The sequence below is a fragment of the Polaromonas sp. P1_E3 genome (genome assembly GCF_056405935.1).
In genome coordinates this window covers 1-12040 of record NZ_JBFUBD010000079.1, presented here as the reverse complement: position 1 = coordinate 12040, position 12040 = coordinate 1, and the positions used below count along the sequence as shown (strand labels likewise).

The 12040-nt window shown below is 64.3% G+C and carries 10 protein-coding genes and 1 pseudogene; 7 read left to right on the top strand and 4 right to left on the bottom strand.

Translation table 11 applies throughout. From position 1 onward, the window contains the following. Window positions 1-80: 80 nt before the first annotated feature. On the top strand, window positions 81-1100 hold the full coding sequence (locus tag AC1D0Z_RS11120; protein WP_477658307.1) for a tRNA dihydrouridine synthase: 1020 nt from the start codon (window positions 81-83) through the stop codon (window positions 1098-1100). 123 nt (window positions 1101-1223) lie between these two features. Beyond that, on the top strand, window positions 1224-1643 hold the full coding sequence (locus AC1D0Z_RS11115; RefSeq protein ID WP_477658306.1) for an RcnB family protein: 420 nt from the start codon (window positions 1224-1226) through the stop codon (window positions 1641-1643). 125 nt (window positions 1644-1768) lie between these two features. On the opposite strand, the pseudogene AC1D0Z_RS11110 reads toward AC1D0Z_RS11115, so the two are convergent. Continuing rightward, window positions 1769-2470: pseudogene (locus tag AC1D0Z_RS11110) on the bottom strand (GNAT family N-acetyltransferase); the annotation flags it as partial. 140 nt (window positions 2471-2610) lie between these two features. Here AC1D0Z_RS11110 and pdxR point away from each other — a divergent pair. Both pdxR and AC1D0Z_RS11100 read left to right on the top strand, forming a co-directional pair. Next, complete coding sequence (gene pdxR / locus AC1D0Z_RS11105; protein ID WP_477658308.1) at window positions 2611-4104, top strand: MocR-like pyridoxine biosynthesis transcription factor PdxR; 1494 nt, start codon at window positions 2611-2613, stop codon at window positions 4102-4104. Between the two features lie 20 nt (window positions 4105-4124). Further along, window positions 4125-4985, top strand: a complete 861-nt coding sequence (locus AC1D0Z_RS11100) for a PA4780 family RIO1-like protein kinase (RefSeq protein ID WP_477658305.1) — start codon at window positions 4125-4127, stop codon at window positions 4983-4985. Between the two features lie 18 nt (window positions 4986-5003). Here the strand turns inward: AC1D0Z_RS11100 and AC1D0Z_RS11095 are convergent, their stop codons facing one another. Further along, entirely contained in the window at window positions 5004-6206 is a 1203-nt protein-coding gene (locus AC1D0Z_RS11095; RefSeq protein ID WP_477658304.1) for a multidrug effflux MFS transporter, read from the bottom strand. Here AC1D0Z_RS11095 and AC1D0Z_RS11090 point away from each other — a divergent pair. Further along, window positions 6205-6411, top strand: coding sequence for a hypothetical protein (locus AC1D0Z_RS11090; protein WP_477658303.1), 207 nt, complete (start codon window positions 6205-6207; stop codon window positions 6409-6411). The genes AC1D0Z_RS11095 and AC1D0Z_RS11090 overlap by 2 nt on opposite strands. 123 nt (window positions 6412-6534) lie before the next feature. After that, window positions 6535-8946 carry a glycoside hydrolase family 5 protein gene (locus AC1D0Z_RS11085; protein ID WP_477658302.1) on the top strand — a complete coding sequence of 804 codons (2412 nt, stop codon included), beginning with the start codon at window positions 6535-6537 and terminating at the stop codon, window positions 8944-8946. Between the two features lie 21 nt (window positions 8947-8967). Here the strand turns inward: AC1D0Z_RS11085 and AC1D0Z_RS11080 are convergent, their stop codons facing one another. Further along, window positions 8968-9927 (bottom strand): tripartite tricarboxylate transporter substrate binding protein, encoded by a 960-nt coding sequence (locus AC1D0Z_RS11080; protein ID WP_477658301.1) that lies wholly within the window; start codon window positions 9925-9927, stop codon window positions 8968-8970. 52 nt (window positions 9928-9979) lie between these two features. Continuing rightward, window positions 9980-11200 (bottom strand): acetylornithine deacetylase, encoded by a 1221-nt coding sequence (gene argE / locus AC1D0Z_RS11075; protein ID WP_477658300.1) that lies wholly within the window; start codon window positions 11198-11200, stop codon window positions 9980-9982. A gap of 177 nt (window positions 11201-11377) precedes the next feature. On the opposite strand from argE, the gene AC1D0Z_RS11070 reads away from it, so the two are divergent. Next, a complete protein-coding gene (locus AC1D0Z_RS11070; RefSeq protein WP_436153852.1) occupies window positions 11378-11887 on the top strand; it encodes a DUF1993 domain-containing protein in 510 nt (169 codons plus the stop codon). The last annotated feature ends 153 nt before the right edge of the window (window positions 11888-12040 follow it).

Below are 12040 nucleotides of genomic sequence, written 5' to 3'. Positions count from 1 at the left end.
CCGGCGATGCGCTGCATGCGGCGCGCGCGGCGGAAGTCACGTCGTTGTGGCGATTGGCCGCCAAATAGCCCTTGCAAGTGATGAAGGCTGAAGCACGCGCCACCGTCCTGCTGGCCCCGATGGAAGGCCTGCTGGACTTTGTACTGCGCGACATCCTCACACGGGTCGGCGGCATTGACCGCTGCGTTTCTGAATTCATCCGCATCACCGACCAGTTGCTGCCCGAGCGGGTGTTTTATCGCATCGTGCCCGAGCTGCACAACGGCGGCCGCACGCTGGCCGGCGTGCCGGTGCGTGCACAGTTGTTGGGTTCTGACCCGGGCTGCATGGCCGAGAATGCCGCGCGGCTCGCAAGCCTGGGTCCGGCGGGCATTGACCTGAACTTTGGCTGCCCGGCCGCGGTGGTCAATCGCCACGGCGGAGGTGCATCGCTGCTGCGTGAGCCCGAAACCCTGACGGCCGTCGTGGGCGCGGTACGCCGGGCGGTGCCGGCCGGCATGCCCGTGTCGGCCAAGATGCGGCTGGGCTACGAAGACGATGCGCGTGCCGTTGAATGCGCGCTGGCCATTGAAGCCGGCGGTGCCGGCGAGCTGGTGGTACACGCCCGCACCAAAGCCCAGGCCTACAAGCCGCCCGCCTACTGGGAGCGCATTGCCGACATCCGCGCCGCAGTCAAAATTCCGGTGGTGGCCAACGGCGAGATATGGACAGTGGAAGATGCGCGGCGCTGCCGTGAAGCTTCAGGTTGCGACGTGCTGATGATCGGCCGCGGCGCGGTGCGCGACCCGGGCCTGGGGCTGGCGATCAAGGCCGACATCGCCGGTGGGCACCATGCCGCTGTGGGTTGGCCGACGCTGCTGCCGCTGATCGCCGACTTCTGGCACATCGTCTGCTCACGGCTTGAGACCCGCGCGAGGGCAGGGCGCCTCAAGCAGTGGCTCAATTTTTTGCGGCGGCGGTTTCCTGAGGCGGAAATGGCTTACCAGGCGATCAAGACGGTGAATGATCCGGTGCTGATCGATGAATGGCTGGCCCAGCTGCTGCAAGGCTCGGGGAGCGAGCAACCCTCCGCGCGCTTGCCTTTGCTCGTGATGGCATGACACACCTGAAGCCTGGGTTCCGCACAGATTGCAACCAGGCTTTACACAAACACTCCCGCGGCTTTGCTGCGCCGACACGTCGTCGGAACACCATGAAGGCTCTTCCATCCAAAGGAGTCGATCATGAAATCAAAAGCCATTGTGTGTGCCATTGCCGCAGCGTCGCTGGGCTTTGCCTCGCTCTCGTTTGCGCAAGGCTACGACGGACGCGGCCAGCGCGGTGAGTCGCCTCGTGTTGAGCAGCGCGGGTCTGTCGGCCCCGGTTATCACCCTGTGGATCGCCGCGCAGATGACCATCGGTTCGACCATCGTGACGACCGCCGTTACGTCCGCAACGACCGCCACTTCGACGGGCATGGCCGCCAGTTCTACCGCGGCGGCCACATCCCGCGCGAGTACCGCGGCCGGCAGTATGTGGTGAATGACTGGCGCGGCCACCACCTCGATGCGCCGCCGCGTGGCCAGCAGTGGGTGCAGGTGGGCGCGGACTATGCGCTGATCGCCATTGCCACCGGTGTCATCGCGCAACTGGTGCTGAACTGAACTTTCAGTGCGGCGTCGGGAAATCCATACCCGGCGCCGTCCTGGAGTCCTCGGCGAAAGAAGCCTCTTTTGTGGTGCTGCCGTCAGGCTGCCATCACGGCGGGGGCTTTGTGCATTAGGCGGCTGCGAATGTCAGTGAGCGCCACAACCTGTGCACCCCGCGCATCAAAGTTATCCGGTGAAAGCCAGCTGTCGAAGGCTCTCTTCAAGAGCGGCCATTCACCGTCGATGATGGAAAACCAGGCGGTGTCGCGCGTCCTGTTCTTGTAGACGAGGAGCTGCCGGAAAACGCCTTCGAAGCTGAAGCCGAGCCTGGCGGCCGCGCTGCGCGACGGCGCGTTGAGGCTGTCGCATTTCCACTCGTAGCGGCGGTAGCCGAGCGTCTCGAAGACCAGCTTCATCAGCAGGTACTGGGCCTCGGTGGAAGCGCGGCTGCGCTGCAGCAGTGGCGAGAAGATCACGTGCCCGACCTCAATGACGCCATTGGCGGTGTCCATGCGCATCAGCGACAGGGTCCCGACTGCACGCCCGGTACCGGTGTCCATGACCGTGTAATGCAAAGGGTCGGTGCTGGCTGCGTTGCGTTCGAGGTAGGCGTCGAAATCGCTGCGCGCGGTAAATGGCTCGGGGGCGAGGTAGGTCCAGGCCCGGCCGTCGGGTGCGGCGGCATAGGCGGCGAACAGGTCGTCGCCATGGCGCCTGGCGTCCAGCGGTTCGAGGCGGCAATACCGGCCTTCGAGAGTGATGCGCGGCGGCCTTTGCCTTTCCGTCCAGCCCTGCATGGCTTCGCCGATGGGTTGCCCGTAGGCGTTTGTGCGTGAGGTCATCGATGCTCCTGTGAGTTTGAGCGCCCAGATTAAGATCTTCGTGGCTCTTCATAAAGTTCCATACTTCTGTTATTTCCTGGTGCCACGATTTGCGGCCGAACTCTTCGCCTTTCAACGACCCTTGCGCGATGCCCTCCACCATGTCGACTGACAAGTCCGCCAGCAAGTCCGCTCCAAAACATTTCCCTCCGCAGGACTTCCTGGAAGCCCCGCTGGACAGGGGCCATGCCGAGCCTTTGCAGCGCCAGCTGTACCGCAGGTTCAAGGAGGCCATCCTCAACGGGCAGCTTGCCGCGGGCAGCCGTCTGCCTGGCTCTCGCGCACTGGCAGAAACGTTGTCGGTCTCGCGCAATACCGTGGCAATCGCCTATGACCACCTGGCTTCTGAAGGCTACCTTCGCGCAGACCGGCAAGGAAGCACCGTGGCGGCCCTGGTGCGTCCGGGCGAGCCGACGGTGCAGCCTGAGCCCGCCAAGCCATCCCGGGTGGCACTGCGCCTTTCCCACATCCGGTTGAGCCCTGCACGTGCAGACACCAGCACGGCACTGCGGCCCGGTGTGCCGGCGCTTTCCCACTTTCCGCTGGCCGCCTGGCGCAGGGTGCTGGACCGTGCAGTGCGCGAGGCCATGCCGGCAGCGTTGCACTACGGTGACCCTTTCGGCCAGGCCGAACTGCGTACGGCCGTAGCGCGTCATCTCGCACTCACACGCGGCGTGCACTGCGAGCCGGCGCAGGTGATCGTGACGGAAGGCGCGCAGGAAGCGCTCACGCTGTGCGTGCGACTGCTGACCAACCCGGGCGACACGGCTTGGGTGGAAGACCCGGGTTACCGCGGCGCCAAGGCGGCCATGCATGCGGGTGACCTGCGCATCGTACCCAAGCGCATGGACGGCGAAGGCCTGCACGCCGGCGCGGCGGACTGGCGCTCACGCACACCGCGGCTCATCTACACCACGCCTTCGCACCAGTACCCGATGGGCGTGGTGATGTCGGTGGCACGCCGCCTGGCCTTGATCTCTGCCGCGCGCAGGCATGGCGCCTGGATCATTGAAGACGACTACGACAGCGAATTCCGGCATGCCGGCGAACCCATAGGCGCGATGCAGGGCCTGGTGGCCGACGCGCCGGTGCTCTATGTCGGCACGTTTTCCAAAACCATGTTTCCCTCGTTGCGCCTGGGCTTTGTGGTCATGCCAAAGACCCTGCTGGCGTCTGCGCAGGATGCCTTGCGCGAAATGCTTCGCGGCGGCCACAGCCATGAGCAGCTTGCCATGGCCGGCTTCATCGAGTCGGGGCAGTTTGTGCGGCACCTGGGCCGGATGCGGCGGCTGTACCGCGAACGCCAGCTCGCCCTGCGGGAAGCACTGACGCAGCACCTGCGCGTTCCCCACCTCATTGAAGGCGGGCAGGGCGGCCTTCACCTGGCCGTGCGGCTGCCGCAGGACTTCGCGGATGCACGTGTTGCAGAAGCCGCACGGCGTTTCAGGATGGCCCCCATGCCGCTTTCTTCGTTTGCCATGGCGCCGGCGCCTGAAGACAATGGCCTTGTGCTGGGGTACGGAGACACAGCGATTGATCTGATGGAGCCTCTTGTCAAACGCCTGTCACAGCTGGTGCTTTCGGCGGGAAGCTGAGCCCGGCGCACAATGGCACCATGAAAACACCCCCAAGGCTGCAGTCGCTGCTCGAAGAAGGCCTGATCGACACCGTGGTACGGCAACTGATGAGCGGCAAGGAAGCCATGGTGTACGTGGTGCGCTGCGGCGACGAAACGCGCTGCGCCAAGGTCTACAAGGACGCCACCGAGCGCAGCTTTCGCCAGGCGGTGGACTACACCGAAAACCGCAAGGTCAAGAACTCACGGCAGGCGCGCGCCATGGCCAAAGGTACGCGCTTTGGCCGGCAGGCCACTGAAGCGGCGTGGCAAAGCGCCGAGGTCGACGCGCTGTACCGGCTGGCCGCAGCCGGCGTGCGTGTACCCAGGCCGCATAACTTTTGCGACGGCGTGCTGCTGATGGAGCTGGTGACCGACGAGCACGGTGACGCCGCACCACGCCTGAACGACGTCGATTTCACGCCCGAAGATGCGCGCCTGCACCACGCCACGCTGCTCACGGAGGTGGTGCGCATGCTGTGCGCCGGCGTCGTGCACGGCGATTTGTCGGAGTTCAATATCCTGCTCGGTGTGACGGACGGCCACCCCGGCCCGGTCATCATCGACCTGCCGCAGGCGGTAGACGCCGCCGGCAACAACCACGCGGGCCGCATGCTGCTGCGCGACGTGGCCAACCTGCGCGGCTTCTTCGGCCGCTTCGCGCCCGAGCTGCTGCAAACCGACTACGGCAGCGAGATCTGGGACTTGTACCAGCGCGGCGTGCTGCAGCCAGAAACGGTGCTGACGGGCCGCTTTGCCCACAAGACCGGGCCGGTCAACCTTGGCGCCGTGATGGGTGAGATTGACGATGCGCGGGCTGAAGATGCTGCACGGCGGTTGCGTATGCAGCAGACCCGTTAGGCACGTCATTTTTGCAGGTTAGTGCGCCGGCGCAGCGGCAGCGCGCTTGCCGCCCAGCGTGACGCGTGCCGTGGCATACGCCAGCAAGGCGCATCCGGCGATGCCGGCCACCATGGGCCGGGCGCTGCCGTCTACAAACACGCCCACCACGGCCATTACCACCGCGCCGGTGACAAACTGCAAGGTGCCCATGAGGGCCGAGGCCGTGCCGGCAATGGCGCCGTGCTCTTCCAGTGCCAGCACGGCGGTGGTGGGCACCACCAGGCCCAGAAAGCCATAACCCACCAGCATCAGCGCGATCATCACGTCCAGCCGTTCRATGCCTGCGAGGTTGAGCACCAGCAGCAGGGCCATCACCGCGGCATAGCCCGTCACGGCCACCTTCACGATGGGCACCAACCCGAATCGCGCCGCCAGCTTGCCGGTGAACTGCGAAACCCCAATGAAAGATGCCGCGTTCACCGCGAAGGCGATGCTGTACTGGCGCGGTGTCAGGCCATAGTGGTTGATCAGCACAAAGGACGAGTTGGCCAGGTAGGCAAAAAAGCTCGAAATGCCGAAAGCGCCGATGAATACCAGGCCCATGAAATGGCGGTCGCGCAGCAGCACGCCGTACGCCGTCAAAGCGCTGCCGAAGCTGCTGTCCACGCGCTGCTCGGCAGGCCGTGTTTCCGGCAGGGTCATCGCTACCAGGGTCAACCCTGCGGCGGCGGCCACGGTGACGGCCCAGAACACGCTGCGCCAGCCAAAAGCTTCAATGAGGAAGCTGCCCACCAGCGGCGCCAGGATGGGCGAGACGCTGAAGACCAGCATCAGCAGCGACATGAGGCGCGCAGCGTCATGGCCGGTATGCAGGTCCCGCACCACCGCGCGCGGCACCACCATGCCGGCGCAGGCGCCCAGGCCCTGGATGAAGCGCAGCACCACCAGTGTCTGGATGTCGGGCGCCAATGCGCAGCCGATGCTGCCGGCGGCAAACAGCAGCAGGCCGAAATACAGCGGCGGCTTGCGGCCCACCATGTCGGAGACCGGGCCGTAAATGATTTGCCCAATGCCCAGGGAGATAAAAAACGCCATCAGGCTGGCCTGCACGGCACCCATGGAGGCGCCCAGGCTCTGCCCGATGGAGGGCAGCGCAGGAAGGTACATGTCGATGGCGAAGGGGCCAATGGCGGACAGCAAACCCAGCACCAGGGCTGCCCGGAAGAAACTTTTTGTCATGAAAGGAAAGGAATCAAGCCGTTTGTGTATCAGTAACAGGGAAGCAGCCCCTGAACCAAACGGCACTGTTAAAACCGCCATTGAAATGCACCAGGGCGGGGCACAACGACGGAAAGAAATTTACCTGGGCTTATTGTCGCTGACCTCACTGCTTTTTGCTTGGGTGCTGCTGCGACCTGTCATGTCTGACAGGCATGAAATGTAAGCGGGGCATTGTGTTGATTCAAACTGTAATGAAGCCGCAATACCGGGTTTAACCTGAGTCTTTCAACAGACCGCCCGCACAACCGGCGAGTCAATGGTCAACAAAGACAGGAGAAGCCTTCCTATGCAAAGACGCGAATTTTCACAGACAGCACTGGCCGCCGGTGCCCTCGCGGCGCTAGGCCCCTTTGCTGTCAGCCGGCAGGCGCAAGCCGCCGTCGCGCGCGCCGCGGCCGGCATGCCGGCGATGGGCACCAATCTTTCGGGCATGGAGTGGGCCAGGCCCGGCTTGCGGGCCAACACAAGTTCGGCCCCCAACCTGCATTTCACCGTGCCGCGCAAGGCGGACGTGACCTACCTGGCGGCCTGCGGCTTCATGAAGAACCGGCTGCCCATCCAGTGGGAGCTGCTGCAGCCCATGCTGCACGATACCGTGGCCAATGCGGCAGCGAAGGCAGCCATCGGCAACCCGGGCGCCTTCCATGCGGGATATGAGGCTTTCATTACTGGCGTGCTCGATGCACATGCCGCAGCCGGCACGCGCTGCATCATCGACAACCACAACTACGGCCGCTACCAGGATTTCCGCTTCCAGCCCGATGGCTCGGTGATCGGCTTGACGGTGCCGCCCAGTCCCTTGCGGCCCTACACCACGGACGCGGTGCAAATCCAGTCGCGGATTTTTTCGCTGGCGCCGGGCGCGACGCTCAAGATATCGAACTTCACCGACTTCTGGACGCGCGCGGCGACCAGGTGGAAGAGCCACCCGGGCTTCGGCGGCTACGGCCTCATGAACGAGCCGCACGACATGCCCAAGCCCGGCGGCGTGATCGCGTCGAATGAAGAGGCGGTGAAGGGCGGCGAAGACCTGACGATCTGGCCCGCGTTTGCGCAGGCGGCCATACAGGCCATACGCGCCGTTGACACGGTCAACCCGATCTACGTGTCAGGCAACCTCTACGACTCGGCCATGTACATAGGTACCCGGAACCCCGGGTTTCCGCTGGCGGGCGCCAACCTGATCTACGAAGTCCATATGTACCTCGACGCCTTCAGCAACGGCGCCTTCTTTGACTACGACACCGAGGTTGCCAAGAACTACAGCGCCGGTTTCGGCACAGGCCCCATCAAGGTTTCAACCGGCGCGGATCGCCTGAAGATCGCCGTCGACTGGGCCACGGCCAAGGGCGTGAAGCTCGCGCTCACGGAGGTCGGCATGCCGGTCGACGACCCGCGCTGGGAGGCGATGTTCGCGCAGGCGGCGGTCTATGCCGCGCAGTCGGGTTGCGAGGTTTATACCTGGATGGGGGGCAATCACTGGCCGATACGCAACTACGCCATCAACCATGTGCCCGGGTGGCACCAGAACAAGACGCTGGAGCCGGTCGTCTCAGGTGTGCTCAAGGCGGCGTCCGGCATTGTGCAAGGGACCTTGTTCGACGATGGTCCCGGCTATGCGCTGGCCGGCACGCCCCTCACGATCACGGTCTATGCGCGCGGCAACCTGGCCCAGCCGGTGGTGCTCACGGTGACATCCAGCAAGGGCGGCACGCTGAGCAAGTCGAGCCTGACCATCCCTGCCGGTGCCAAYGGGCAGGACAGTTTTACCTATACGCCGGTGGTCAACCAGATCACGACGCTCACCTATACCGGCGCTGCCCAGGTGCCGCCGCCGCGCAAGGTGTTTTCACTGACGAACCCGGTGGCCTACGCTGCGACGAATCTCGCCGATGCCGCGCTGGCCATCGTGGCCAAATACGGCGCCTGCAAATGGGAACTGGCTGACGGCCATACCGACTACCTGCTGGGCGCACCGGCCGCAGCGGGCCAGGTGGTGCGCGCCGTGTCGGACTCGGGTTACGGCTCCAGCCCGGGTAATGCCATGGAGATGATCAACTGGATGAACAAGGACAACGGCGCCGCAGGGCCCATGTCGGTGCCGGTGATGCGTGTGACCAACGGCAAGAAGAATTCCGACCACAGCGTGCCCGAGTCCTTTGGCTTCTGGTGCAAAAAATCCAGCCGCATGGCCGGCGTGCAGCCGAACCCCCGCAACCGCGTGCCCTACAACCTGGAGGATGCACATTTCGCCATCGCGGCCTTCAGCGTTCCCGCATCGACCAACACCGGGGTGGTGTTCCAGGCTTCCAAGACGGAAGACCCGCAGACCTCGGAGCTGGGCCTGCTGAACGGACAGCCGCGTGCCAGGTGGATTGATTCGAAAGGCCAGACGGTGCAGCTGCTCGCCCCGGCCAGGCTTGCGGTCAACACCCCGGCGGTGCTGGCGCTGGTATCGGCCCCCGGCGCGCAAAAGCTGCGCCTCAATTCCGCGGAGATCGGCAGCAGCGCCGCGACCTTCGCGCCCAGCGCCTTCACCCAGATGCTGATGGGCAGCGGCTACATCAGCTATTACCCGCGCGAAGGCTTTCGGGGCAACCTGTATGCCGTCATCGCGGGCAAGGGTGTGCCCACGGTGGCCGAGCTGGCCGTGCTGGAAAAATACCTGGCCTCCCTGGCCGGCGTGACGCTGGCATAAGCCAGTGGTGCAGTGCGGGTGTTATTCGACCTTGGCGCCTGAAGCTTTCACGACTTCCGCCATGCGCTTGTAGTCGGCCGCCAGCAGTTTCGCGAAGTCGGCATTGTTCATGGCCAGCGGCTCGATGCCCTGCTTGTCCAGGCGCTCCAGCACCACCGGGTCTTTGAGCACCCTGGCCATGGCCGCGTTGACGCGGTTGATCTCGGCGGGTGGTGTCGCGGCAGGGCCCAGCAGGCCGAACCATGAATCGAACTGGTAACCGGGCAGGCCGCTCTCGGCGATGGTCGGCACATCGGGCAAATATTTGGAGCGCTTGGGTGAGGTCACGCCGATCAGGCGAATGCGGCTGTCCTTGGCGAAAGCCAGCGCACCAATGCTGGCGGCGATCACGGCTTGTGCACGGCCCGAGATCACTTCATTGATCGCTTCACCAGTGGCCTTCAGCGGCACATGCACCACGTCGATACCGGCCAGGCCATTGAAGTAGGCCATCGAAAGATGCGTGGCGCTGCCGACGCCGGCGGTTGCGTAGTTCAGCTTGCCGGGGTTGGCTTTGGCGTAGCGGATGTATTCGGCCGCGGTTTTGGCCGGCACATCGGGATGGATCATGAGCACATAGTCGGCCGTGCCGATGTGCGCCATGGGGGCGAAGTCTTTTTGCGGGTCATAGGCGAGCTTGGTGTAGAGCGTGCCGGCGATGTTGTGGCTGGCCGCGCCCAGCACCATGGCGCCGCTGTCGGGCGCCGACTTGGCCACATAGCCCGTGCCCACCGTGCCGCCCGCCCCGGGCCGGTTCTCGATGATGACAGTCTGGCCCAGGGCCGCGCCGAGTTCGTTCGACATGGCGCGCGCCAGCAAGTCCTGTACGCCGCCTGGGGCAAAAGGCACCACGATGCGCGCGATCTTCGGGTTGGCCTGGGCCAGGGCGCCACCTGCGGCAAGTGCCAGGCTGCTGCCCAGGAAATCTCTGCGTTGCATCATGAATGTTCTTTCGTGTGGTGTTTGTGGTGCGGTTGCAATGTTGGTTCGCTGGTCAGTTCACGCAGATCTCGTCGGCCAGGCGGCGCATAAAGCGTTCGCACCAGGCAAGCTGCTCCAGCGTGACCCATTCATTGGGCTGGTGCGCCTGCGCGATATGGCCGGGGCCGCATACGATGGTCGGCACACCGACCTGGTGGAACAATGCAGCTTCCGTGCCAAATGAGACCTTGCCTGCACCAGAACTGGCATCGACATCTGCGCACTTGAAGCACAGCCGGGCAATCTCGCTGTCGGCGTCCGTCGCAAAGCCCGGCAGCACCGAGTTGAGCTTGTGGGTGATGCCGGTGTCGGCGGCCACGGCCTGCATGGCCGGCACCAGGCTGTCGGCAAAAGCCTTGGCTTCATTGAACAATTCGACCGGTGAGTTCATGTGGTGGTGGCGGATTTCCCAGGTCACGTCGCAGTCGCGCGGGATGATGTTGAGGGCGGTGCCRCCGGCAATCACCCCGGTGTGGATGGTGGTGTGCGGCACGTCGTAGATGGGGTCAAACGGGCCTTCCTTGACCAGGCGCTTGTGCATGGACTTGAGGTTGGCGACAAATTCGCAGGCGATCTCTACTGCGTTGACACCCTGTGGTGTGAGCGAGGAATGCGCTTCAAAGCCGCGCACCGAGGTCTTGTACGCATGTTTGCCCTTGTGGGCAATCACGACCTGCATGCCGGTGGGTTCACCCACGATGCAGCCCGCGGGTTTGTAGCCCTGATCCACCATGTCGGCGATCAGGCGGCGCACGCCGATGCACCCGACTTCCTCGTCGTAGCTGAAGGCCAGGTGAACGGGGCGCTTGAGTTTGCGCTTGAGCAGCTCGGGCACCATCATCAGTGCGGTGGCGCCGTAGCTTTTCATGTCGGTCACCCCGCGGCCGTAGAGCTTGTCGCCGATGACTTGCGCGGCGAACGGGTCGGTGTTCCAGGGCTGGCCATCCACCGGGACCACGTCGGTATGGCCCGACAGCACGATGCCGCCCACTTTGGTTTCGCCGTTCTCGGCGGGCAGGGTGGCCCACAGGTTGGCTTTTTTTCCGCTGTCGTCATAAGTGCGGCGGCATTCAATGCCCAGCGCTTCAAGCCGTGCCTGCGTCCAGTCAAGGAGCGGCAGGTTGCTGTCACGCGAGACAGACGCAAAAGAGACCCATTTTTCAATGAGGGGCAGGGCGGCAAGGTCGGCGGCCTGTACGGCACTGCGAGTGGCGTTGGGGAGGGGGGCGTTCATGGCGTGGCCTTTTGCAGGGGGGCGGAAATGGTATGACAGCATACTATTTTGCGAAGGGCTTCGCCGTCCCCAAAGGGCATTGCAGGACTGCGCGCGTTACGGCCGCAATCCGGCGAGAATGCAGGGCGCCGCGTGCAGGGCGGCAGGCTAACTCCATTCTTTTACCGAAAGCATTCCATGACCAGCAGCATTTACACCACGTCCATCCCCGTCTTCAAGCAGATGCTGGGTGGCCTCAAGGGCGTCCTGGCCAAGGCCGAAGCCCATGCGGCCGCCAAGAACATTGACCCCAATGCCCTGCTGCAGGCGCGTCTCTTTCCCGACATGTTCCCCTTGCTGCGCCAGGTGCAGGTGGCCAGTGATTTCGCCAAAAGCGTGTCGGCACGGCTGGCCGGCGTGGAAGTGCCCAAGATTGAAGACAAGGAAACGACGTTTGCCGAGCTGCAGGCGCGCATTGACACCATCCTCGCCTTCGTCGAGGGCCTGGACGTGGCGAAATTTGATGAGGCCGCCACGCGGGAGATCGTCACGCAGGCCGGCACGCCCAAGGAAAAGCGCTTTACCGGGCAGTCCTATTTGCTGAATTACGGCTTGCCGCACTTCTTTTTCCACACCACCACGGCGTACGCCATCCTGCGCCACAACGGCGTGGAGGTCGGCAAGAAAGATTACATCGGCAGCTATTGAGCTGTCGCAGGCGCCTGCGCCTTCAGTGGGTGCCTGTCTAGTGATGCGCCGGGCGCAGCGCCTGTGCGGGCGCTCCAGGTGCTGCCGGCTCCACAGGGTGGCGCGGCGCGTAGCCGCTGCGCGGACGTGTGGGGCTCTGTATCCAGATGGTCG